The 22,535-nt window shown below is 70.0% G+C and carries 25 protein-coding genes and 2 pseudogenes; 12 read left to right on the top strand and 15 right to left on the bottom strand.

Annotated elements, in window-relative coordinates; all coding sequences use genetic code 11:
• Positions 1-174: 174 nt before the first annotated feature.
• Entirely contained in the window at positions 175-1,929 is a 1,755-nt protein-coding gene (locus KGS77_RS12960; protein WP_242581097.1) for a histidine kinase, read from the top strand.
• On the opposite strand, the gene KGS77_RS12955 is transcribed toward KGS77_RS12960, so the two are convergent.
• Positions 1,850-2,095, bottom strand: coding sequence for a DUF397 domain-containing protein (locus KGS77_RS12955; protein WP_242581095.1), 246 nt, complete (start codon positions 2,093-2,095; stop codon positions 1,850-1,852). The two genes, KGS77_RS12960 and KGS77_RS12955, sit on opposite strands and share 80 nt — an antisense overlap.
• Positions 2,082-2,360 (bottom strand): annotated as a pseudogene (locus tag KGS77_RS12950) (Scr1 family TA system antitoxin-like transcriptional regulator); the annotation flags it as partial. The pseudogene KGS77_RS12950 and the gene KGS77_RS12955, both read right to left, overlap by 14 nt.
• Positions 2,361-2,525: 165 nt before the next feature.
• On the opposite strand from KGS77_RS12950, the gene KGS77_RS12945 reads away from it, so the two are divergent.
• From KGS77_RS12945 to KGS77_RS12935, 3 genes are all read left to right on the top strand, one after another.
• Positions 2,526-2,864 (top strand): hypothetical protein, encoded by a 339-nt coding sequence (locus KGS77_RS12945; protein WP_242581094.1) that lies wholly within the window; start codon positions 2,526-2,528, stop codon positions 2,862-2,864.
• A gap of 69 nt (positions 2,865-2,933) precedes the next feature.
• Complete coding sequence (locus tag KGS77_RS12940; protein ID WP_242581093.1) at positions 2,934-3,638, top strand: response regulator transcription factor; 705 nt, start codon at positions 2,934-2,936, stop codon at positions 3,636-3,638.
• A gap of 177 nt (positions 3,639-3,815) precedes the next feature.
• Positions 3,816-5,015 carry a hypothetical protein gene (locus tag KGS77_RS12935; protein ID WP_242581092.1) on the top strand — a complete coding sequence of 400 codons (1,200 nt, stop codon included), beginning with the start codon at positions 3,816-3,818 and terminating at the stop codon, positions 5,013-5,015.
• A 101-nt stretch (positions 5,016-5,116) separates the two neighbouring features.
• Here the strand turns inward: KGS77_RS12935 and KGS77_RS12930 are convergent, their stop codons facing one another.
• The 4 genes from KGS77_RS12930 to KGS77_RS12915 all read right to left on the bottom strand — a co-directional run bounded on the left by KGS77_RS12930 (position 5,117) and on the right by KGS77_RS12915 (position 7,713).
• The gene (locus KGS77_RS12930) at positions 5,117-5,695 is read right to left on the bottom strand and encodes a GNAT family N-acetyltransferase (protein ID WP_242581091.1); all 579 of its coding nucleotides are present in this window, start codon (positions 5,693-5,695) and stop codon (positions 5,117-5,119) included.
• A gap of 184 nt (positions 5,696-5,879) precedes the next feature.
• Positions 5,880-6,698 (bottom strand): isocitrate lyase/phosphoenolpyruvate mutase family protein, encoded by an 819-nt coding sequence (locus KGS77_RS12925; RefSeq protein WP_242581090.1) that lies wholly within the window; start codon positions 6,696-6,698, stop codon positions 5,880-5,882.
• Positions 6,695-7,177, bottom strand: coding sequence for a carboxymuconolactone decarboxylase family protein (locus KGS77_RS12920; RefSeq protein ID WP_242581089.1), 483 nt, complete (start codon positions 7,175-7,177; stop codon positions 6,695-6,697). Before KGS77_RS12920 ends, KGS77_RS12925 begins: the two co-directional genes overlap by 4 nt.
• 5 nt (positions 7,178-7,182) lie before the next feature.
• Positions 7,183-7,713: a carboxymuconolactone decarboxylase family protein gene (locus KGS77_RS12915; RefSeq protein ID WP_242581088.1), complete on the bottom strand. Its 531-nt coding sequence runs from the start codon at positions 7,711-7,713 to the stop codon at positions 7,183-7,185.
• 47 nt (positions 7,714-7,760) lie between these two features.
• Between KGS77_RS12915 and KGS77_RS12910 the strand changes: the two genes are divergently transcribed.
• A complete protein-coding gene (locus KGS77_RS12910; protein WP_242581087.1) occupies positions 7,761-9,281 on the top strand; it encodes a PLP-dependent aminotransferase family protein in 1,521 nt (506 codons plus the stop codon).
• A 396-nt stretch (positions 9,282-9,677) separates the two neighbouring features.
• Here KGS77_RS12910 and KGS77_RS12905 read toward each other — a convergent pair whose 3' ends face one another.
• The 6 genes from KGS77_RS12905 to KGS77_RS12880 form a co-directional block, all read right to left on the bottom strand.
• Positions 9,678-9,857 (bottom strand): hypothetical protein, encoded by a 180-nt coding sequence (locus tag KGS77_RS12905; RefSeq protein WP_242581084.1) that lies wholly within the window; start codon positions 9,855-9,857, stop codon positions 9,678-9,680.
• 14 nt (positions 9,858-9,871) lie between these two features.
• Positions 9,872-10,024 (bottom strand): hypothetical protein, encoded by a 153-nt coding sequence (locus KGS77_RS12900; RefSeq protein WP_242581082.1) that lies wholly within the window; start codon positions 10,022-10,024, stop codon positions 9,872-9,874.
• Positions 10,025-10,324: 300 nt separating this feature from the next.
• The gene (locus KGS77_RS12895; RefSeq protein ID WP_242581080.1) at positions 10,325-11,158 is read right to left on the bottom strand and encodes a helix-turn-helix transcriptional regulator; all 834 of its coding nucleotides are present in this window, start codon (positions 11,156-11,158) and stop codon (positions 10,325-10,327) included.
• The gene (locus KGS77_RS12890; RefSeq protein ID WP_242581078.1) at positions 11,148-11,669 is read right to left on the bottom strand and encodes a DUF6879 family protein; all 522 of its coding nucleotides are present in this window, start codon (positions 11,667-11,669) and stop codon (positions 11,148-11,150) included. Before KGS77_RS12890 ends, KGS77_RS12895 begins: the two co-directional genes overlap by 11 nt.
• The gene (locus KGS77_RS12885; RefSeq protein ID WP_242581076.1) at positions 11,653-11,862 is read right to left on the bottom strand and encodes a hypothetical protein; all 210 of its coding nucleotides are present in this window, start codon (positions 11,860-11,862) and stop codon (positions 11,653-11,655) included. Before KGS77_RS12885 ends, KGS77_RS12890 begins: the two co-directional genes overlap by 17 nt.
• Before the next feature lie 115 nt (positions 11,863-11,977).
• Entirely contained in the window at positions 11,978-12,874 is an 897-nt protein-coding gene (locus tag KGS77_RS12880) for a hypothetical protein (protein WP_242587444.1), read from the bottom strand.
• Between the two features lie 121 nt (positions 12,875-12,995).
• On the opposite strand from KGS77_RS12880, the gene KGS77_RS12875 reads away from it, so the two are divergent.
• Both KGS77_RS12875 and KGS77_RS12870 read left to right on the top strand, forming a co-directional pair.
• Positions 12,996-13,433: a hypothetical protein gene (locus KGS77_RS12875; RefSeq protein ID WP_242581074.1), complete on the top strand. Its 438-nt coding sequence runs from the start codon at positions 12,996-12,998 to the stop codon at positions 13,431-13,433.
• Between the two features lie 58 nt (positions 13,434-13,491).
• A pseudogene (locus KGS77_RS12870) lies at positions 13,492-14,681 on the top strand (glutathionylspermidine synthase family protein).
• Between the two features lie 146 nt (positions 14,682-14,827).
• On the opposite strand, the gene rocD reads toward KGS77_RS12870, so the two are convergent.
• The gene (rocD, locus tag KGS77_RS12865) at positions 14,828-16,036 is read right to left on the bottom strand and encodes an ornithine--oxo-acid transaminase (RefSeq protein WP_242581072.1); all 1,209 of its coding nucleotides are present in this window, start codon (positions 16,034-16,036) and stop codon (positions 14,828-14,830) included.
• A 401-nt stretch (positions 16,037-16,437) separates the two neighbouring features.
• Here rocD and trpS point away from each other — a divergent pair, with 401 nt between their 5' ends.
• The 3 genes from trpS to KGS77_RS12850 all read left to right on the top strand — a co-directional run bounded on the left by trpS (position 16,438) and on the right by KGS77_RS12850 (position 19,493).
• Positions 16,438-17,451: a tryptophan--tRNA ligase gene (gene trpS, locus KGS77_RS12860; protein ID WP_242581070.1), complete on the top strand. Its 1,014-nt coding sequence runs from the start codon at positions 16,438-16,440 to the stop codon at positions 17,449-17,451.
• 347 nt (positions 17,452-17,798) lie between these two features.
• Entirely contained in the window at positions 17,799-18,380 is a 582-nt protein-coding gene (locus KGS77_RS12855) for a 2'-5' RNA ligase family protein (RefSeq protein ID WP_242581068.1), read from the top strand.
• A gap of 123 nt (positions 18,381-18,503) precedes the next feature.
• Positions 18,504-19,493, top strand: coding sequence for a YihY/virulence factor BrkB family protein (locus tag KGS77_RS12850; RefSeq protein ID WP_242581067.1), 990 nt, complete (start codon positions 18,504-18,506; stop codon positions 19,491-19,493).
• Here KGS77_RS12850 and KGS77_RS12845 read toward each other — a convergent pair.
• Complete coding sequence (locus tag KGS77_RS12845) at positions 19,423-20,949, bottom strand: D-alanyl-D-alanine carboxypeptidase (RefSeq protein ID WP_242581066.1); 1,527 nt, start codon at positions 20,947-20,949, stop codon at positions 19,423-19,425. The two genes, KGS77_RS12850 and KGS77_RS12845, sit on opposite strands and share 71 nt — an antisense overlap.
• On the opposite strand from KGS77_RS12845, the gene KGS77_RS12840 reads away from it, so the two are divergent.
• A complete protein-coding gene (locus KGS77_RS12840; protein ID WP_242581065.1) occupies positions 20,948-21,217 on the top strand; it encodes a hypothetical protein in 270 nt (89 codons plus the stop codon). The genes KGS77_RS12845 and KGS77_RS12840 overlap by 2 nt on opposite strands.
• A gap of 172 nt (positions 21,218-21,389) precedes the next feature.
• Here the strand turns inward: KGS77_RS12840 and KGS77_RS12835 are convergent, their stop codons facing one another.
• A complete protein-coding gene (locus tag KGS77_RS12835) occupies positions 21,390-22,160 on the bottom strand; it encodes a calcium-binding protein (protein ID WP_242581064.1) in 771 nt (256 codons plus the stop codon).
• Positions 22,161-22,318: 158 nt separating this feature from the next.
• On the opposite strand from KGS77_RS12835, the gene KGS77_RS12830 reads away from it, so the two are divergent.
• Positions 22,319-22,477 (top strand): hypothetical protein, encoded by a 159-nt coding sequence (locus KGS77_RS12830; RefSeq protein ID WP_242581063.1) that lies wholly within the window; start codon positions 22,319-22,321, stop codon positions 22,475-22,477.
• The last annotated feature ends 58 nt before the right edge of the window (positions 22,478-22,535 follow it).

The following is a 22,535-nucleotide window of genomic DNA, read 5'->3' as shown; positions in this document are numbered from 1 at the left end:
CCGGCTTACGCGCCCGGCCTTCCGCGTGGCCCGGTAGCTCCGCAGCACAGCCCATCAGCGCATCGGCCCACCAATCCACCAACCCATCCGGTATATCCAAAGCCATACGCGCCCGGATTCTCCTCGTCCTCAAGGTGCACCGGCCACGCACCGACCGCCCCGATAATCGCTGGCATGCCCTATCTGCCGCCGCCGGCCCCCGGCCGCCCTGAATCCGTACCGCGCCGCAAAGGCGTGCGCCGGCTGCTGTACGTACTCGAAGTGTGCGCGGCGTCCGTCCTCATGCTCGTCATGGCGTCCGACCTCGCCGGGTACAAAGGTGCCCCGCAGGGCCTGGCGAAAGCGTTGCTGGCGGCCGGCGCCGTGGTGCTCCTGGTGCTGCGCCGGCGGTTCCCCGTCTTCGCGCTGCTGGCGCTGGCCGCCCTCGCGGGGGCGCTGCCCGGCGCCGCGCTGCTGACGGCCCCGGTCGCGTACACCGCCGCCCGGCGCGTGGAGGCTCCCCGGCGGCGCGGCGTCGTCCTGATCGCGGCGGCGCTGCTGCCGGTGGTCGCCGCCGTGACCTTCACCGTCACGGACGGTCAACGGTCCTGGGCCTACGGCACCGCCCTCGGCTGCGTCCTGGGCCTCATCGGCGTACTGATCCCCGGCCTCGTCGGCAGTTCGGCGGGCCAGCAGGAGCGCCTGGTGCTGGCCCTGCGCGACCGTACGGCCGCCGCGGAAGAGGCCCGCCGGCTGATCGACCGCGCCTCCCGCGTCGAGGAGCGCTCCCGTATCGCGGCCGAGATGCACGACCTCGTCGGCCACCGCCTGAGCCTGATCTCGCTGCACAGCGGCGGCCTGGAAATGGCGCTGGCCACCCAGGCGCCCGAGCTGAAGTCCGCGGCCTCCCAGGTACGCGAGGCATCCCGGGACGCCATGCGCGAGCTGCGCGAGGTCCTGGGCGTACTCGGCCCGCTCGGCCGCGACACCGGCACCGACGCGCTGACCGACGCGACCGGCACCCGGCGCGACATCGAGGCCCTGGCCGACGAGTCCCGGGCCGCCGGCATCCCGGTCGCGCTCTCCTGGGAGGGCCCCGACCTCGACGGTCTCGAACCGCGCGTACGGCGTGCGGTGCACCGTGTCGTACGGGAGTCGCTGACCAACGTCCACCGGTACGCGGCGGGCGCGGCCGTCGACCTGACCGTGACCCACGCCGAGGACCGCGTACGGGTACAGATCCGCAACGCCGCCCCACCCGCCCCGCCGGAGGCCACCACCGGGCTGGGCACCGGGCGCGGCCTGACCGGGCTGCGCGAACGGGTCGGCCTGCTCGGCGGCGAACTGCGCGCCGAACCGACCCTGTTCGGCGGTTTCCTGGTCGACGCCACCGTCCCCGCCCACCCGGCTTCCTCGCCGGACCGCACGCCCGCCGGGACCGGTACCGACCCCCTCGCCGACCCCCTTGTCGGTGAACCGGACGTCACCACAGGCCCCCACCGCCCGCCCGGCGCCCTGCGCCGCCTCCTGCACCACCTGCCGGGCGCCGCGGCGGCGGTCATGGGGATGGCGGGCGTCGGCGCGATGCTGCTCTTCGGCCTCCAGGTCGTCAAAACCATTCGCCCGGAGGAGAACTACCTGCACGACGCGACCCTGCGAACCGGCATGACCCTGACCGAAGTACTCGGCAAGACCAGCGGCAACGTCGACTACATCCAAGCCGCCGCCGCCTACAACGAACCCACCCGCCCGCCGAACACGACCTGCATTTTCCCCTACCCCTCAGGAGGAGAGGCGGAAGAAGCCCCCGCCTCCAAGGATCAGGTGAAGATCACCCGCTACTGCTTCCGCGACAACATCCTCATCGACATCACCACGTTCCAGGCCCCTCTGGCCCCCGAGTCCCACCGCCTGCCACCCACCCCACAAACTCCGTCCAGGCACTCGTAGAAAGCAGCAGAACGGGCCCACGGGGATCCTTGGAATCCCGAACGGGGACATTTTCATGCCCGGCGGCGAATTCGAGGCAGTTGCCGCCACTAGCGCCGCTGTAACTGGATTTACGCCATATCGGCACCTCGGGAATGTCCGAGGCGTTGTGCTCACTTCTGCCCATGCTCGTAGCCCTCCGCAACATGCTTGATGAAAGTCAGTGAATGCGCGTGTGACCAGGCGTCGCCCAGTGCCAGGTCAAATGCGGCCTGGCACTCGTGTACCGCCGTCGGGGCATCCAGTACCGCCCCGGTTTTCAGCCCCTCTACGTACGCGATCGGTGGCGCGTCATCGAACCACATCAGCGTGACGCCGCTTTCGAGCAGCGAGTGAACCCCGACGGAGAAGGGCAGTACGTGCAGGCGGATGCGGTCACGGTCGGCGAACCCCGCGACGTGATCGCCAGTTCCCCCAGAGTCTCCTGGGTGAGATCCGCCGCTTCCCGACGCCGTTTCAGCTCTTCCTCGTAAGCCACTCGCGACTTGGAAATCCGCTTATCCATCATGCGGGCAACTCCCCTGTGTGACAGACGATGTGTCACGCCCCGCCTGCTGGTGAGCGTACCCGTGGCCCCTCCACGCTGTAAGCGGACGCAATCCCCTCACTACCTCGACGGTGACGACCATGCCTGCGGCGGAGCCCTGCTGGACGGACTGCGGCAGTGGCTCGCGGACACGAGGCGGGTCGGGAGCAACCTGGTCTGGTTCGCCCAGGTTGTTCTGATCGTCTTTCCCGGGGGCCGGCCGGCCGAGCCGTGGTCGGAAGACGAGCACCGGCAGGCTGTCGCCGGGCTCTTCGCCCTGCTGGAGGAGTTCTTCGAGCACCTTGCGAGCCGTGGCGACGCCATATCCGGGACCGCTGGTGGAGCGCGCGGTGGTGTTGCCAGGGCGTAGGGAGGGGTTCCGAGGGCGCGCGGGTCTGTGGGGCGGCGGGACGGCGGGGCGGCTGCGTAGGGTGATCGTATGTCTGAATTCGGGGTCCCTGACCGGGCCGGGAACAAGATCCGGGTGCTGCTCGCGGATGACGAGGAGATGATCCGGCACGGGGTGCGGCTGATTCTCAAGCACGCCGAGGACATCGACGTCGTGGCCGAGGCCACCAACGGGGCGGAGGCGGTCGAGCTGGCCGGGCGGCAGCCGGTGGATGTCGCGCTGATCGACATCCGGATGCCGGTGCTGGACGGGCTCGCGGCCGTGGAGCGGCTCGTACGGCTCGATCCGAAGCCGCAGGTCGTCATGCTCACGACGTTCGGTGACGAGGAGAACGTCACCCGGGCACTCCAGGCCGGCGCCAGTGGGTTCCTGCTCAAGGACGAGGGGCCGCAGGAGCTGATCAATGCTGTACGGGCGGCGGCGAACGGGGACGCGGTGCTCTCGCCGGGTGTCACCGGGTATGTCGTCAAGCGGATGCTTCAGGGGGGCGGGCGGCTCGGTACGGCGGGTTCCGGGAGCGGACCCGATCCGCGGCTGGCGGCGCTGACCGACCGGGAGCGTGAGGTGCTGGCGATGCTCGGTGAGGGGCTGGCCAATCTGGAGATCGGGCGGCGGCTGGACATCGGGCTCGGTACCGTCAAGACGCACGTCAGCCGGATTCTGGAGAAGACGGGGACGGAGAGCCGGGTGCAGGCGGCGCTGCTGGCGCATCAGGCCGGGCTGTCGTCCGGCTGAGGACGGGAGAGGCTGGAGCTGGGGCTGTTGTTGGTGGTGGGGTCGGAAGTGCGGGCATAGTAGGGGCCGTCCCGGTAGGGGGCATGACAACGACCGACCCGGCGCCGATGTGCCGGTGTCGTACCAGACGTACCAGAAGCACTAGACGCACCAGACGTACCAGGGGGAAACGCTTTCATGCGATCGATACGCCGCCGTTCCGCCGCGACAGCGATGGCGGTGGCCGCGCTGCTCGCCGCCACCGCCACCGGCTGCGGACCGAGTGAGGACAAGGCCGCCGCCGCGCCCGGGAGTTCGCCGTCCGCCGGCGCGAAGGGCGCGGGCAGCGGAGGCGGTGACGGTGACGGCGCGGACGGGATCAAGCTGCCGGACGGTGTGCCGACGAGCCTGGACGAGCTGAAGCAGTGGAAGCAGGGCGGCTGGAAGAACTGGGATAAATGGGCGCGGGAGGCGTCGGAGTTCGCCAACCCCATCATCAAGGACCTGTGGCAGCCGTCCAGGATGGCGGAGGCGAAGGCGGCCCCGGACGTCACCGTCAAGAGCGGTGGCGCGGGCGGTGACGTCGGCGCGACCGACCCCGAGCCGCGCCCGGTCACCGCGCAGCAGGTCGAGCGCCCGTACCACCGGCACATGGCGCCCATCGGCAAGATCATGTTCGACAGCCCTTCGGGGCCGGCGGTCTGCTCCGGCACGATCGTCCAGGACCCGGCCCACCCGGGCCGGTCGAACCTGGTGTGGACGGCCGGACACTGTGTGCACAGCGGCAAGCGCGGCGGCTGGATGCGCAACATCGTCTTCGTACCGTCGTACAACGACCAGGGACTGCCGATGAGCCGGGTCGGCGGCGCGCCGGCCCAGCAGGTGTCGCCGTACGGGGTGTGGTGGGCGAACTGGATCACCACCTCCGGTGAGTGGATCAGCATGGGCAGCACCAAGGAGGGCAACGCCGGCTCCGCGTACGACTTCGCGGTGCTGCGCGTCCAGCCGGAGCGGGGCGGCGGCAAGTCGCTGGAGGAGACGGTGGGGGCGGCCGTGCCCGTATGGTTCGGCGCGCCGTCCGCGACGGGCATCGGCGGGATGCAGGCGTTCGGCTACCCGGCCGCGCCGCCGTACGACGGCGCGCGGATGATGAACTGCCTGGCCCGCCCCGGCCGGCTCACGATGGCGCCGGGCACGCCCGCCATGCACCGGATCGGCTGCACGATGACCGGCGGCACGTCCGGGGGCGGCTGGTTCGCCTCGCGCGGCGGGAAGACGTACCTGGTGTCCAACAGCTCGATCGGATCGCCGAACCACACCTGGCTGGCCGGACCGCACCTGGGCCCTGAGGCGCAGCGGGTGTTCAACGGGATCAGCCGGCGGTTCGCCAACAGGTAGCCGCCGTTGGCGAACGGGTGGCGGTCGTCGGTGCGAGGTCGGGTGAGGGCCGGTTCCGCGGGGTCGGCCGCCGGCCCGGCGCGGCCCGCTTCTTCGGCCCGTCAGGTCCTTGACGCCTCCCACTCTTCCCTGGTCAGGGCGTATTCGACCTCGCCGTGCTCGGCACCGTCGATGTAGTCGGGCCACTGGTCGAAGTACGTACGGACGAACCGCAGCCCGGCCTTCTCCATCACGCGGCGGGAGCGGGCGTTGACCGCCATGGTGTTGGCGGTGACCCGTTCCACGCCCAGGCCGGTGAAGCCCTTGTGGACCAGGGCGCGGGAGCCCTCCGTGGCGTAGCCGCCGCGCCAGGCCGCCCTGCGCAGCCGGTAACCCAGCTCGACCACGGCGGCGCTGCCGTCCGCCAGCGGACGGAACTCGAACCAGCCCAGGAACTCGCCCGTGTGCCGCTTTTCGGCGGCACAGAATCCGGGGGCGCCGATGCACGGGTAGGTGTGGAGCAGCCGGGGGAGGGTGTGGCGGCGGACGGTCTCGCGCGGGGTCGCCCGGCCACCGGTGATGAAGCGCATGACCTCGCGGTCGGCGTCGAGGCCGACCACGTTGTCCTCGTCGGCCTCGGTGAAGCGGCGCAGCAGCAGGCGGTCGGTCTCCAGGAAGGGGGATGTGGGAGGGGTGGTCATGACGGGTACCTTCGCCGGTCGTGCCGGGACCCGCCAGCGAATTCCGGGGCCGGTGGGGCCGGCGGGAGCGGTGGGGTCGGTGGGAGCGGCGGTGCCGGCGGGAGCGGCCGGAGTGCCCGGAACGGCCGAGTCCGTACCCGGCCGTCGGTCGCGCCCCCTGTACGCGGCCGACGGCCAGGTCGTCTCAGGAGTCGCGTACGGCCGAGGCGATGTCCTTGAGTGCGGCCATGGTCCGGTGCAGCAGCCCCGGGCCGAACGTGATCCGCGAGGCGCCCAGTCCGCCCAGTTCGTGCGGCGCGGGGCCGTCCGGGCGGGCCAGGGCGTTGACGGGTACGCCGATGCGCCGGCTCAGTTCGGGCAGCAGCCGCGGCGGGGCGAAGATCGGGTAGACGCAGTCGGCGCCCGCCTCCGCGTACAGCCGGCCGCGCGCCACGGCGTCCTCCAGCAGGGCCGGGTCATCAAGGCGCCCGGAGCTCGCAGGGGTCTGGGGCCGCGCGCCGCCCGCGTGCAGAAACGTGTCGATACGGGCGTTGATCACCAGGTCCTCGCCGGCCTCGGCGCGTACCGCCGCCAGCCGTGCGGCCTGCTCCCGCGGGTCCCGCAGGGCCCCCGCCGCCCGGTCGGAGTCCTCCAGGTTGCAGCCCACGGCACCGCTCTCCATGAGCCGCTCCACCAGTTCCCGCGCGGACAGCCCGTAACCGGCCTCCACGTCCGCCGATACGGGGATGTCCACGGCCCGTACGATCCGCGTGATCGCCGCGAACATCTCCGCCGGCGGGGTCGCGCCGTCCTCGTACCCGAGGGAGGCCGCGACCCCGGCGCTGGGGGTGGCCAGCGCCGGGAAGCCCGCGTCCGCGAAGACCCTGGCACTGGCCGCGTCCCAGGGACCGGGAAGGACGAGCGGGAGCCGCGGGCCGTGGTGCAGCGCGCGCAGGGCCGCCGCGGCCGTGGCGCCGTGCGCGGCCGTGGCGCCGTGCGCGGCCGTGGCGCCGTCCGCCGTCATGCCGCACCGGGCACGGGTACGCGGACCGCGACATTGATGCGGTTCCAGGCATTGATGGTGGTGATCAGGGCGATGAGCTGGGCGAGTTCGGTGTCCTGGAAGTGGGTGGCGGCGCGTTCGTATACGGCGTCGGGGACGAAGCCTTCGGTGAGGAGGGTGATGGCTTCGGTCAGGGCGAGGGCGGCCTGTTCCTTCTCGGTGTAGATGCCGGTGGCTTCTTCCCAGGCGTTGAGGAGGTAGATGCGCTGTTCGCTCTCGCCTGCCTTGCGTGCGTCTTTGATGTGCATGTCGATGCAGAAGGCACAGTGGTTGAGCTGCGAGGCGCGGATCATGACGAGGTCGACCAGTACGGGGTCGAGCCCCTGCCGGGCGGACGTGGTGAGGGAGAGCAGCGCCTTGTAGACCTCGGGAGCGAGCTTCCAGAAGCGGATGCGGTCGGTAGTCGGGGTGGAGGTGCTGCTGGAGGTGCTGTTCGTCATCGTGCTCACGCCTTTCCCGGGGACATACGAGTGCTCACGCCGATGCGGTTCCAGGCGTTGATGGTGGTGATGAGGGCGATGAGCTGGGCGAGTTCGGTGTCCTGGAAGTGGGTGGCGGCGCGTTCGTATACGGCGTCGGGGACGAAGCCTTCGGTGAGGAGGGTGATGGCTTCGGTCAGGGCGAGGGCGGCCTGTTCCTTCTCGGTGTAGAAGTCGGTGGCTTCTTCCCAGGCGTTGAGGAGGTAGATGCGCTGTTCGCTCTCGCCTGCCTTGCGTGCGTCCTTGATGTGCATGTCGATGCAGAAGGCACAGTGGTTGAGCTGCGAGGCGCGGATCTTGACCAGCTCGACCAGGGCCGGGTCCAGCCCCTGCCGGGCGGCCGTGTCCAGCGCGATCATGGCCTTGTAGACCTGGGGAGCGAGCTTGGCCAACGCCAGCCGGGGGCCGTGCGGGTGGGAGGTTCCGCCATTGCTCCGATTCGTCGTCGTGTCCGTCGTGTCCGTCGTGTCTGTCGTGTTCGTCGTGTCCGTCGTCATGGCTATGACGCTACGGCGCCAATGGCGTATCGGTATGGTCCACTTTCATGGAGAATTCCTGGGCCAATCTGGGCCGCGACCTGCACCTGGACCTCGCCGGGCCGGGAGGCGTACGGGCCGGCCTGATGCGAGCCCTGCGCGACGCCGTACGTACGGGCAGACTGGCCCCCGGCACCCGGCTGCCCTCCTCCCGCTCGCTCGCCGCCGACCTGGGCATCGCCCGCAACACGGTCGCCGACGCCTACGGCGAGCTGGTCGCCGAGGGCTGGCTCAGCGCGCGCCAGGGCTCGGGCACCCGCGTCGCCGGGGACCACCTGGCGAGGACGGCCCGGGGCAGGGGCGGACGGGCCCCTTCCCGTACCGCGGCTCTTCCCCCTGCCGCGGCCCCTTCCCGTACCGCGCCGCCGGCCCGCCGTACGGCCTCTCCGCACGTGCCCGACCGCCCGCGCCACAATCTGATGCCCGGCTCCCCGGACGTCTCCTCCTTCCCCCGCGCCGCCTGGCTCGCCTCGGCCCGCCGGGCGCTGACCGCCGCCCCCAGCGAGGCGTTCGGGTACGGCGCCCCGAACGGCCGTCCGGAGCTGCGCGCCGTGCTCGCCGACTACCTGGCGCGGGCCCGCGGCGTATGGGCCGACCCCGACCGCATCGTGATCTGCGCCGGTTTCATGCAGGCACTGGGGTTGGTCGGCCGGGCGCTGCGCGGCTCCGGCATCCGGGCCATGGGTGTGGAGTCCTACGGGCTGGACTTCCACCGCGACGTCCTGACCCGCGCCGGGCTGCGCCTCGCACCGCTCTCCATAGACGCACAGGGGGCGCGTACGGGGGAGTTGACGGGCCCGGCGGCGGCCGTGGGCGGCAGCTCCGTACGGGCGGTGCTGCTCACCCCGGCCCATCAGTTCCCCACCGGCGTCCCCCTGCACCCCGACCGCCGGGCCGCCGTCGTCGACTGGGCGCGTTCGGTGGACGGGGTGATCCTGGAGGACGACTACGACGGGGAGTTCCGCTACGACCGCCAGCCCGTCGGCGCGCTTCAGGGACTCGATCCCGAACGTGTCGTCTACATGGGGACGGCCAGCAAGAGCCTGGCCCCTGGACTGCGGCTGTCCTGGATGGTGCTGCCGGACCGGCTGGTGGATCCGGTGCTGGCGCTCAAGGGGACGGGGGAGTGGCAGACCGGCTCCCTGGACCAGCTCACCCTTGCCGAGTTCATCTCCTCGGGCGCGTACGACCGTCACGTACGCGGTATGCGACTGCGCTACCGGCGCCGCCGCGACCAACTCGTCGCCGCCCTCGCCGAACACGCCCCGCACCTGACCGTCAGCGGCATCGCGGCCGGTCTGCACGCCGTACTCGAACTGCCGCCCGGCTCCGAGCGCTCCATCGTCCAGGCCGCCCGCTGGCAGGGCCTGGCCCTGGAGGGCCTGTCACAGTTCGCCCACCCGCAGATGCCGGCGGGCACCACTCCCCGCGACGCGCTGGTCCTGGCGTACGGGGCCCCGGCGGACCACTCCTTCGCGGGCGCCCTGGACGCACTGCTGAGGGTGCTGCCGGACGCGCCGGAGGAGTGAGCCGATGCACGGGTAGGTGTGCAGCAGCCGGGGGCCTTCGCCGGTCGTGCCGGGACCCACCAGCGAATTCCGGGGCCGGCGGGTGGGGTGGAGCGGAGTTCCGCCACGACCGCCAGCCGGTTGGCCCTACACCTTGGCAACGTGGAGAAGGTGCAGCTCAGAGCACACGAAAGGCCCCGTCCGGACGCTACGGGGGCAGCGAACGAACGGGGCCGGCCGGCTACGCCCTCACCGCGTGAGCGGCACCCCGGCCAAGGGGCGGACCGGGGCGAGTGCCTGAGCACGTCAGCTCAGACGGAGTACGTCCTACTCCTGCACAGGGCTTGTCCGGTCGGGAGCGTCGCCGTTCCGGCTTGCTGAGCTGTCCGACTCGCCGTCGCTCAGCCCGCCGGAGTCTCAGACGGGTGAAAGCCTCGCGGGAGAAGTCATCCACTCGACGCCGCCGCCTTCAGGCCGTACGAACGCCACAGTTTGCTTCTTCCGCTCGTTCGGGAGTTCCGCCGGGTCTTCCCAATCTCTGATCACTTCACGCAGGATGCCGACCCGCCCGGAACTGTCGGTCACCTTCTGACCCACGTGAGCCTCCGTGATCACCCGAACGCCCCTGCGGGCAGCTCCGGGCCTTCCTCGCCATCGTCCTGGTCGTCTCCAGGGCCGTCGACTCCCAGACGGTCACCACGGCTCTCAGCGACCCGTAAGGCGTCGCCCAGGCACTCCGTCAACTGCCGGGCGACGTATCGCATTTCAGGTTCCGTGGCGCGAGGGTTGGTCAGGAGTTCATGAGCGTGGAGAAGCACCGTCTTCCCGATGCTGAGTTGCGCAGCTTCCATGTCATCCGCGAGACGGCTGAGCACGCCTCCAGCGTCGTCACTCTGAAGCAAGCATTCCTTGCCATCCATCGTCTTCCACGGCAATACGCGAACCACGTTCCGCCTGCCGCTTGCCCGATCGCCCACGTCTTCCCCTCCGCCCTCTCCGTGTTGCACTCAAGGTAGAGGGAGGAGGGGAGAGGTTCGCGCAATATTTCCGTGGTCGGGTAAAGATCATGAGCGGAACGCCGCAGCCCACTCGGTAAGCTGTTCCCTGAATTGCTCACCGAACAGCGCGTAACCCTCGTACACAGAGAACTCGTTGAGATACGAAGACACGTCTCGATGGTCACGAAACACCATTGCCCCGGTGGACGTCTCGACCGTGGCCGTACGTGCGTCATAAATGGTGAAGGTGTTCAAAGGGCACACGGGCATGTGACCGCCCAGCGGGATAACTCCGACTCGCACATTCGGAAGGAGGCTCACAGAGATCAGCCGGTCAAGCTGCATGGCCATGGCTGCGCCATGGACGTACGGCCACCTAACCGCTTGTTCGGTCAGAATGAACGTGAAGCGCTTAGATGTGTCGTAGAGGACGGCCTGTCGCTCCAGCTTCTTCGTCATGGCCTTGCTGTGATCCCCGGGGATGCCGGCGAGACTGGCTCTCACGTACTCAGGGGTTGCCAATAGCCCCGTCACCATGGACAGGAGAAAATATCGGAACTCTGTCGAGGTCTTCTCGAATCCGGCTAGCTCGTTCTGCTTCTTCTCCAGGCCGGTGCGGCGCTGAGACCAGACGTCCTGCCATTCGGTGTTAGCAACACGGGCAAGGGCCGTGACCTGGGCAACAAGTTCGGGTGGCGCATCGAGGGCTCGCAGGATCAGTTCCACATCCACCAGGCTGGGCGTAAGTTTCGCGCCCTCGATGTTGCTCACCTTTGTCTGTGACAGATTGCAGCGCTGAGCGAGCCGGGTCTGAGTGATCCCGGCCCGCTTGCGGAGCCCTCTGAGTGTTTCGGCCAGATCGGCCTTCGACCGGCCCAGCTCCTCCGGGTTAAGCGTCAAGGCCCTTCACGTACTCCTCAAAGGGCACCGACTCGGCCAGCGCAATGCGCTGGTACTCGATGTAGGGCTGCACGTCACCCTTGTACACTTCCCGGCTGATCTGTGTTCCGTCAGCCTCATAGTGCATGAGCACGACTTCCGACCTGTCGAACATCCAGAAGTCCTGAACGCCGGACAGTGGGTTGGGCCGGTCGGTCACGTCCATGATTCGGATGTCTTCCCCGGCCCACGTGTGAGGCAGGTAATACATGAACTCGTAGCGGAGGTATTCAGAAAGAGGGCGCGTGACGACATGGACGCGTCCCTTGCTCTTCCCCTCCCTCCGCACCCGCTTGAGGTCTTCCGTGTAGTCGTTGGAATGGGTGCGCGGGTCGATTCGCTCCCCCGCCCGGAACCGCTGGATCTCTTCGGCTTCCTGGGGGACGTTGTAGGCAGGCAACGTCTCAAGCCTCCATGCCTCCGATTGGAAGTCACGGAATTTCGCCTGCCAAGCCTCACCATCCAAGAGCACGGAAAGCCTCCTTCAAGACCTCTTCCGGAATTTCCACCAGGGCCTCACCGGCCGGGGGCGTAAAGGCGTCGGACGCGTCACCCTGCACGATGATTGATCCCTTGGCCGTCCGGTAGAGATTGGGGCAGTCGTTCTGGGTGCATTCCGGGTCGTCCGCGTTGCCGGTCAAGCGGGTGAGTTCCTCGCGTGCCATGCCGAACCCCCTTTTTTGCGGCCCCGGTTGGGACCTGGTGAGTACGACGTTACGAGGGGCAGGCGGGGCCGTCTATGCGGCAACGCCAATATTCGCGTTGTCGGGTAAGAACCCGTCATCGGCCGCCCGTTGTGGCGTCGGTGGTCTCGTCCCCGTCCGGCGCGGTGTCCGGGGTCTTCTCCCTGTCCGGCGCGGTGGTGGGGCTCTCGCCGAAGCGGGCCAGGGCCAGGGCCCCGGCGACGGCGAGGGCGAAGCCGGCCATGGCCGCCGGGAGCAGGCCGGGACGGGTGCGGTCGCCGAGCCATACGACGCCGACCAGCGCCGGGCCCAGGGTCTCGCCGATGACCATGCCGGCCGTCGCCGCCGTCACCGAGCCGCGCTGGAGGGCGGAGGTCAGCAGGAGGAAGGCCGCGCCGCCGCCGATGAGGAGGGCGTACGTGGCGGGGTTGGCCAGGACCGCGGGGAGGGAGAGGTCGTCGACGAGGCGGACGGCGACCTCCACCGCGCCGAAGCCGAACCCCGCCCCCAGGCCGAGCGTGGCGGCGCGGGCGCGCTCGGGGAGACGGCCGGCGAGCGCGCCGGAGGCCAGCACGGCCACCGCGACGATCAGGGTGCCCAGGCGCAGGGCGGTGGAGCCCGTACGGTGGCCCTCCTCCCCGGAAGCCAGCCCCAGCATGGCCAGGCCGCCGCAGACGGCCACCACCGCCGTCCACTCCGCCCGGCTCAGCCGGACCCGCAGCACACGCGCCGCGACCACCGCCGTGACGGCGAGGCTGGCGGCGAGGGCCGCGCCGACCGCGTAGATGGGCAGCGAGCGCAGCGCCACCAGCTCCAGCAGGAAACCGAGGCCGTCCAGAGCCAGGCCCAGCAGGTAGCGCCACTGGGTCAGGACGCGGAGCAGCAGCCCGGGGTCGACACCGGAGCGGCTGCCGGGCGCGGTGGCCCGGGCCGCCACGGCCTGGAGCACCGACGCGGTCCCGAAGCACACCGCCGAACCGAGAGCGCAGATCATCCCAAGGAGCACGAAACGACTCTAGGGCCCCTGGGCGGGCCCCGGCCCTCTGCCGACGGGAGAAGACCGGCGTCTAGGCTGGCTGCGCTCAAACAGTGGTACGTACGGGGGAAGGCGGACGATGGCGGAGAAGGCACGGCGACGGCTGCGGTCCAGCACCGTGATCCTGGGCAGCATGGGCGCGCTCGCGGCGGCGCTCACCTCCTGCGGTTCGGAGCCGGACAAGCGCTGCGTGGACAAGAACAGCTACGACGTCGTCAAGGGGTACCGGGTCCTGGACTCCAAGGCGTGCACCAGCAGCGGGTCGGGCGCAAGCAGCGGGTCCGGCGGTGGCAGCGGTACGAGCGGGAGCTCCGGCTCGTACGGCAAGGCCGGCAAGGGCGGGAAGACCGGTCAGACGGGCGGCGGGCTCGGCAAGAGCAAGCCCGTCGAGGGGCAGTGGTACTACGGCTCGGACGTCAAGGGCCGGTACGCCGACTACGGGTCCTTCAGCAAGAGCGCAGCCGTGGAGCGCGGCGGCTTCGGCTGCTCGGGACACTCGCACTCCAGCGGCGGATGAGGGCCGGGAGGATGCGTACAAGGGCGGTACGGGTACGGATACACGTACGGGATGGCCGGTGAAGCGGCACCGCGTCGAGCCGCGCCCCGGCTGGCAGCAGACCGTCGAGGCCCAAGGACTGATCTACCCGCTGACCCGCTACCCGGACGGCTCGCTGCGCCCGTACTGGGACGAGAGCGCGTACTACGAGTTCTCGCTCCCGGAGGTCGAGGCGCTGGAGGAGGTCGTCGAGGAGCTGCACGGCATGTGTCTGGCGGCAGCCGCGCACATCGTCGAGGAGCGCCGCTTCGCCGACCTCGGCCTGCACGATCCGCGCCTGGCGGAGCTGGTCGCCGAGTCCTGGCGCCGACGGGCCGAACTGCCGTCGCTGTACGGGCGGTTCGACCTGCGGTACGACGGCACCGGGCCGGCCAAGATGCTGGAGTACAACGCCGACACCCCGACCTCGCTGGTCGAGGCCGCCAGCCCGCAGTGGTTCTGGATGGAGGAACGTTTTCCCGGCGCCGACCAGTGGAACTCCCTGCACGAGAGGCTGGTGGACGCCTGGAAGCGGCAGGCGCCGCTGCTCCCCCGGGCGCGCCGCTGCACTTCGCGCACTCCGCGGACGACGAGCTGGGCGAGGACCTGATGACCGTCGCCTACCTGGAGGAGACCGCGCGGCAGGCCGGGCTGGAGACCGTGGCGATCTCCATGGAGGACATCGGCTGGGACCGGATCACGGGCCGCTTCGTCGACCAGCGGCTGCGCTTCATGCGCGCCTGCTTCAAGCTCTACCCGTGGGAGTGGCTGGCCACCGACACCTTCGGCCCGCACGCCCTGGACACCCTCGACAACGGCGGCGGCACGGGCAGCACGCTGTGGATCGAGCCCGCGTGGAAGATGCTGCTGTCCAACAAGGCGCTGCTGGCGGTCCTGTGGGAGCTCTTCCCCGGCCACCCCAACCTGCTGCCCGCCTACCTCGACGGCCCGCGCGAGCTGGCGCGTGAGGGAGGCGGCGGGTACGCGGCCAAGCCGCTGCTCGGCAGGGAGGGCGCGGGCGTCACCCTCCACGAGGCAGGGGCCCCTCCCGTCCTGCGCGAGGAGCCCTGCTGCTATCAGGAGCTGGCCCCGCTGCCCGACTTCGACGGCAACCGGGTGGTGCTCGGCGCCTGGGTGGTCGAGGACGAGGCGGCGGGGCTGGGCATCCGGGAGTCGGCGGGGCCGGTCACGGACTCCTACGCCCGCTTCCTGCCCCACGTGATCCTTTGATCCTTTGAGCCGTCGGCGCGGGGCCGGAGGTTCCTCCCGGCCCCGCGTCCGTACGGCACACAGTCCCGCGCCCGTACGGCCCTGACCCGTTCCCGCGCGGCAGCGAGCCGCGCGCGAGGTCCGGCGGCGCGTCAGCGAGGTGCGCGTCAGCCCGCGCCCAGGACCGTACGGAGCTGGTCCAGGCCCCAGTCCAGGTCCTCCTTGCTGATCACCAGCGGCGGCGCGAGGCGGATCGTGCTGCCGTGGGTGTCCTTGACCAGTACCCCGTGGGCCATCAGCTTCTCGGAGATCTCCCGGCCGGTGCCGTGCGCGGGATTGATGTCCACGCCCGCCCACAGGCCGCGCCCGCGCACCGCGTCCACCGCGCCGCCGCCCGCCAGCAGCCCCAGTTCGCTGTGCAGGTGGTCGCCCAGCTCCGTCGCCCGCTGCTGGAACTCGCCGGTCCGCAGCATCGCGATCACCTCCAGCGCCACCGCGCAGGCCAGCGGGTTCCCGCCGAAGGTGGAGCCGTGCTCGCCGGGCCGGTACAGGCCCAGCACCTCGCGCGAGGCGGCCACCGCCGAGACCGGTACGACCCCGCCGCCCAGCGCCTTCCCCAGGACGTACATGTCCGGTACGACGCCCTCGTGCTCGCAGGCGAAGGTACGCCCCGTACGCCCCAGGCCCGACTGGATCTCGTCGGCGATGAACAGCACACCGCGTTCCCGCGTCAACTCCCGTACGCCCGCCAGATAGCCGGGCGGCGGCATCAGCACACCCGCCTCGCCCTGGATCGGCTCCAGCAGCACCGCGACGGTGTTCTCGTCCACGGCGGCGGTCAGCGCGTCGAGGTCCCCGTACGGGACGATCTCGAAGCCGGGGGTGTACGGACCGTAGTCCGCGCGGGCCTCGGGGTCGGTGGAGAAGGAGACGATGGTCGTCGTACGGCCGTGGAAGTTGTTCTCCGCGACGACGATCTTCGCCCGGCCGTCCGGCACGCCCTTGACGCGGTAGCCCCACTTGCGGGCCGTCTTGACGGCCGTCTCCACGGCCTCCGCGCCCGTGTTCATCGGCAGCACCATCTCCTTGCCGCACAGCTCGGCGAGCTGTGCGCAGAAGTCGCCGAACCGGTCGTGGTGGAAGGCGCGCGAGGTGAGCGTGACCCGTTCGAGCTGCGCCTTGGCCGCGTCGGTCAACCGGCGGTTGCGGTGCCCGAAGTTGAGCGCGGAGTAACCGGCCAGCATGTCCAGATAGCGGCGGCCCTCCACATCGGTCATCCAGGCGCCGTCGGCCGAGGCCACGACGACGGGGAGGGGGTGGTAATTGTGCGCGCTGTGGGCTTCGGCGGCGGCGATGCTGTGTTCCGTGGACGTCACCGTTGACTCCGTTCCGTTCCGTAGGTCGTTCGGCGGGCCGTGCTTTCCCGGCCGTCCGGCAGGCCGTGCTTTCCCGGCCGTCCGGCAGGCCGTGCTTCCCCGGCCGTTCGGCAGGCCGTGCGGCGGCTTCGGGGACGGCCGGGCGTCGTGCGGAGATTCCTGGGCCGATCATCGCGTGAGTCGTGCCCGTTGGGCAGGGGCAGAGCGTCCGGTATGCGGGCGGGTTTTCGCCTCTTTGTATCGTCGCGCGTCCGGCAGGTGACGAAACCTCCCGCCGTCGGGTCCCGGACGGCGCGGACAGAGCCGTACGGGCCGGGCGTACGGTTCGGGCGTGCGGGCGGGGCGGCCCCGGCGCGCACCACACCGCCGGGTCCGGTCGCGGACCTGAGAGAATGTGTGCCATGGCTCTCGATCGTCCGCGTGTGCTCTCCGGAATCCAGCCCACCGCCGGCTCCTTCCACCTCGGCAACTACCTCGGCGCGGTGCGCCAGTGGGTAGCGCTGCAGGAGTCCCACGACGCCTTTTACATGGTGGTGGACCTGCATGCGATCACCATTCCGCAGGACCCCAAGGAACTGCGGCTCAACACCCGCATCGCCGCGGCCCAGCTCCTGGCCGCCGGACTGGACCCCGAGCGCTGCACCCTCTTCGTCCAGAGCCATGTCCCCGAGCACGCGCAGCTCGCATGGATCATGAACTGCCTCACCGGGTTCGGCGAGGCGAGCCGGATGACGCAGTTCAAGGACAAGTCCGCCAAGCAGGGCACCGACCGCACGAGCGTCGGCCTGTTCACGTACCCGATCCTGCAGATCGCCGACATCCTGCTCTACCAGGCCAACCAGGTCCCGGTCGGTGAGGACCAGCGCCAGCACATCGAGCTGACCCGCGACCTCGCCGAGCGGTTCAACGGGCGCTACGGCCAGACCTTCACCGTCCCGGCGCCGTACATCCTCAAGGAGACCGGCAAGGTCTACGACCTCCAGGACCCGTCGATCAAGATGAGCAAGTCGGCGTCCTCCACCAAGGGCATCATCAACCTGCTCGACGAGCCCAAGACCTCCGCGAAGAAGATCAAGAGCGCCGTCACGGACACCGACACCGTGATCCGCTTCGACGCCGAGGCCAAGCCGGGCGTCTCCAACCTGCTGACGATCTACTCCACCCTCACCGGGACGAGCATCCCCGAGCTGGAGCAGAAGTACGAGGGCAAGGGGTACGGCGCACTCAAGACCGACCTCGCCGAGGTCATGGTCGACTTCGTCACGCCCTTCCGGGACCGTACGCAGGAATACCTGGACGATCCCGAGACGCTGGACTCGATCCTGGCCAAGGGCGCCGAGAAGGCACGGGCGGTCGCGGCCGAGACGCTGGCCGCCACGTACGACAAGATCGGTTTCCTGCCCGCCAAGCACTGAGGTCCGGTCTCCGGTCTTCTGGCTTCCGGCCTTCCGGCTTCCCGGTGCCGGCTGTCGGCGCTCGGCGGCGGCAGCCGGCCGGGGGTGCCCGGGGGCGGCCACGGGTCCCGGTACGGGAGGGCCGCCCGGCCCCTCCGTAACAGGACCCTGGTCGCCGCCCGCGAGTGGGACGGACCCGGCACACTGATAAGCGGGAACACGGCCGGAGACACGGGGACGGCCGGGTGCACCGGTACAACAGGGACAGAACGGACGACATAGCGGCAGCGCGGCAAGCGGAAGAGCAGAACAGCAGAGCAGTAGAACAGTAGAACAGCGGCATAAGGGACATCAGGAGGGAGAACGCAGTGGGGACCGTAACGCTGGGCGTTTCGATCGCGGTCCCGGAGCCGTACGGCAGCTTCCTTCAGGGGCAGCGCACGGGCTTCGGGGATCCGGCCGCACACGCCATCCCCACGCACATCACCCTCCTCCCGCCGACCGAGGCCCGGGCGGTGGACCTGCCCGGCATCGAGGAGCACCTCGCCGAGGTCGCGGCCTCCTTCCGCCCCTTCCGCCTGCGCCTGGAGGGCACCGATACCTTCCGGCCGCTGTCCCCGGTCGTCTTCGTCAAGGTCGTCGAGGGCGACGCGGAGTGTGCCGTGCTTCAGGAGCGGGTACGGGCCGCGTCCGGGCCCTGTGCGCGGGAGCTCCAGTTCCCGTACCACCCGCATGTGACGGTGGCCCACGGCATCTCCGAGGAGGCCATGGACCGCGCCTACACGGAGCTGAAGGACTTCGAGGCCGCCTGGACGATCGACGGCTTCGCGCTCTACGAGCAGGGCGCGGACGGGGTGTGGCGCCTGGAGCGGGAGTATCCCTTCGGGGACCCGGTGGACGGTGTTCCGCGCCAGGCGGACCTGTCCTGCCCGCCCGCGCCGTCCCGCTGAGCCGCGCCCGCGCCGTCCCGCTGAGCCGCCCCCGTACGCGGCGTTCCGCCAGGAGAGCGACAACAGGAGGGTGACGAACCACCTCCCGCGATGACGGCCGCCGCAACGGGGTAGTCGCAGCTCATGGACTGGTTGAGCAGGCTGCCGGTGATCGGCCCGGCCGTGACGTGGCTGATGAGGACCCACCTGTGGCGGGCGCAGGAGCGCATGCAGCGCGTGCACTGGACCAGGCTGGCCGCCGCCATCACCTTCACCAGCTTCATCGCGCTCTTCCCGCTGCTGACGGTCGCCGCGGCCATCGGCGCCGCCCTCCTGAGCGAGCAGCGGTTGCACGACCTCGAAAAGGCATTCGCGGCCCAGATCCCCGGCATCTCCGGTCAGCTCGACCTCGCCGGACTCGTCGACAACGCCGGCACCGTCGGGCTGATCGCCGGTGCCGCGCTGCTGTTCACCGGCTTCGGCTGGATCGAGGCGCTGCGCGACTGCCTGCGCGCCGTATGGGAGAAGGACGACGAGGAGCGCAACCCCTTCCTCGCCAAGCTCAAGGACGGCGCCCTGCTGTTCGGGCTCGGCGGGGTGGCGCTGCTCTCGCTGGCCTGTTCGACCTTCGCGTCGTCCGCCGTGGGCAGGGCCGCCGACGCGATCGGCCTGCCGGAGGGGGGCGCCGGCAGCGTCCTGCTGTCCGCCGCGGGCTTCTGCATCGCCGTACTCGCGGACTTCCTGATGCTGGCGTACGTCCTGACCAGGCTGCCCGGGGCCCATCCGGGCCGCCGGGCCGTCGTCGTGGCCAGCTTCATGGGAGCGATCGGCTTCGAGCTGCTGAAGCTGCTGCTCAGCGGCTATCTGCAGGGCGTGGCGGCGAAGAGCATGTACGGCGCCTTCGGCACGCCCATCGCCCTGCTGCTGTGGATCAACTTCACGGCCAAGCTGGTCGTCTTCTGCGCCGCGTGGACGGCCACCCAGAAGCCCGCTTCCGCAGACCTGCCCGATACCACCGCCGCAAAGCCCGCTGATCCGGTCACGAAGCCCGCCGACGATCCGACTACGAAGCCTGCCGCCGACGCCGTACGACCAGCGTCACCGCGCCCAGGAGGGCCAGTACACCGGCCGTGATCCCCGCCGCGGGCCACAGCCAGCCGGTTCCCGCGGCCGAGGTCTTCAGCGAAGCCTGGGCATGCTCGGCGCGGGCCTTGGCAGCCGCCGCCTCCCGCTGCTGCGTCCTGCTGTCGACGAGCCGGCCGACCGGTTCGACCTTGTCGGCCGCGGCGAAGCCCCAGTCGAAGAGCTTGGCGGTCTCCCGGTACGCCTCGTTGTGCTCCTTCTTCGCCGGGTTCATGACCGTGACCAGCAGCTTTCGCCCGCCGCGCTGGGCGTAGCCGGTGAAGGTGGAGCCGGCGTTGGTGGTCGAGCCGTTCTTCACGCCCGCGATGCCGTCGTACCGCTTGATGTCGTAGTCACCGGTGAGCAGCCGGTTGGTGTTCTGAATGCCGAAGAAGTCCCGCTCCGCCTCCTCCCCGCTGCCCTTGCCCTTGTCCTCGCCCTTGTCCTCGCCCTTGCCCTTGTCCTTGTCCTTCCCTTTGTCTTTGTCCTTCCCCTTGCTCTTCTTCATCTCGCCCGGGAACTTCGCGACGGCCGTCGAGCAGTACTCCCGGAAGTCGGCGTTCCGCAGCCCGGCGCGGGCGAACAGGCTCAGGTCGTACGCACTGGAGACCTGCCCCGGCGCGTCGTAGCCGTCCGGGGTGACGACGTGGGTGTCCCCGGCGTTCAGCTCGTGGGCGTGCTCCTGCATCTGCTTGACGGTCTGGGCGGTCCCGCCGTTCATGGCGGACAGCGTGTGCACCGCATCGTTCCCCGAGCGCAGGAAGACACCCAGCCACAGGTCGTGGACGGTGTAGGTGAGGTTCTCCTTGATGCCGACCAGGCTGCTGCCCTCACCCATGCCCATCAGGTCGGAGGACTTGACCTTGTACTTCTGGTCCTTGGGGAACTTCGGCAGCACCGTGTCGGCGAAGAGCATCTTCAGCGTGCTGGCCGGCGGGAGCGGCCAGTGGGCGTTGTGCGCGGCCAGGACCTTGCCGGACTCCGCGTCGGAGACGATCCAGGAACGCCCCGTGAGCCCGGAGGGCAGCTTGGGGGCGCCGTCCTTCAGTTGCACCTGCGTGCCGGGACGGCTCAGCCGGTCACCGCCGACCTGGGACATCGTGGCGGGCGGCGCCGGCTCCTTGGGCTGGTCGCTGTTCTTGTCGTCCTTCCTGCCGTGCGGGCCGGGCGCGGCATAGGCGCTGCCGACCGGCGCGAGCGACAGCAGCAGCGCGGCGGAGGCCACCGCCGCGGCCGTACGGACCCCCGTACGGCCCGCCGCACGCGAGGCGGCACCGGCGGCGGTACGGGAAGCGGCAGGCGCGGCGGAAGGTACGGAGAGGGATCCAGGCGAAGCGCTGGGTGACCCGGAAAAAGTCGTCGGCACGTGGGTGAACGTACCCGCCGCCGCACGGCCCCCGAACAGCGCCCCACGGAAGAGTGCCCCTGCCGACGGCCGGATGGAGTCCCTGCCCATACTGGACTTCATGAAGCTCTCTCGCCCCGTCTCCTGGTTCCTGCTCGCCTTCGGGGTCTGGAGCTGGTTCATCTGGATCACTTTCGTCAAAAACCTGTGGAAGGACGGGAGCGGTCTCGCTTTCGACGACGCGGGGAACCCGACAGCCTATTTCTGGGTCCATCTGCTGCTCGCGGTGACGTCCTTTCTCTTGGGGACGGTGATCGGCGTCATCGGGTTCCGTGGCGTACGCGCCCTGCGCCGCGCCGCCGCCGGGCCGTCCCCGGAGAGCCGTCCCTGAAGGCCGTATATGCCCATGAAGGCGGCATGCGACGGTGAATGCCGTTTACTCCCTGAAGGCCGTATATGTCTCTGAGGTCCGGCCTGGGATGCGCACGGCCCCGGCTCACCGTGGTTGCGGTGGGCCGGGGCCGTGATCAGTCAGGTGTGGTCAAGCATGGGGCGTCGGCGGATCAGCGTACGTCGATCAGGTCGGCGCCGGAGGTGACCGGGGCGGTGGTGGCGTTGCCGGCGTAGACGTACCGGAAGTAGCCGTCCACGGTCGCCTTGACGGTGGCCTTCAGTGCGCCGCCGTTGCCGGACTTCACTGTCTTGACGTCGGCGTAGGCGGTGCCGCCCTTCTTCATGAACTGCAGCTTGACCTGCTGGTCCTTCAGGCCGAGGAACTTGTGGTCGGTCCAGTCGGCGCGCGTCAGTTTGCCCGTGACGGTGATGTCCTTGCCCTTCTTCACCGGCTCCGGCGTGGCATCGGCCGGGGTGGCCTTCGTGGCGCGCTGCACCTTGAAGGAGCCCGCCTTCTCGCTGGCGTAGAAGTCCTCGTCGTTGGCCTGGACCCAGGCGTCGACGTACCAGTTGCCCGCCGGGCTGTTGTCGTAGAAGTCGGCGCGCGGGTCGATGATGAACTTCGCGGTGCACGTCGAGGTGGTGGCGTTCTGCTTGACGCACTTGACGGGGCCGCTCGGGTTGGCGAAGGCGACCTCGGGGCCCACCAGCCGGAATGTGTCCATGCCCTTGATGCCCGAGTTGTCGGTGGCCGTGACCGACGCCGTGAAGCTCTTGGCGGACGTGGCGTCCACGACGACCGGCTTGCCCCCGTTGACGACCACCTTGGTGATCTTCGTGTCGCCGTAGCCGTCCGCGTGGGCCATCGGAGCGGTGAGACCGACCGCCGCGGCAGCGGCTGCGGCGGCGGTGAGAACGGTCATGGCGGCGCGCTTGCGCATATATCCCCCACATGGTGAAGCGACTCCATAGGGATTCATGGGCACACGACCCCCACAGAGCCAGAAGTAGCACAACTGTACGATCTTCACCCACCTTTCACAACGGTCACGAGAACCTCAATATGCTCCCAACGCTCTTACCGACGCGGGAGTTGACGATGCGTGACCGGCCGGGCTGCCTTGCTCATGATGGTGGCCAGTTCGGGCTCTATGGGGCCGGAGCCCTCGGGCTGCTGGCGCTGGCCGGGATCATCGCCGCGGTCGTCGCCCGGGGCCGTAGGCGCCGTACCCCCGTCGGGCCGCAGACCTGGGGCTGAGCGCTGCGGACGACCGTTTCGTCCGGGCGCACCCGGCAGGCCCCCGGCTGGGCATAAA

This window comes from Streptomyces sp. MST-110588, from assembly GCF_022695595.1.
In the GTDB taxonomy this organism is placed as follows: Bacteria; Actinomycetota; Actinomycetes; order Streptomycetales; family Streptomycetaceae; genus Streptomyces.
The sequence above is the reverse complement of the archived record's forward strand: the minus strand, read 5'-3'. Positions and strand labels throughout refer to the sequence as shown.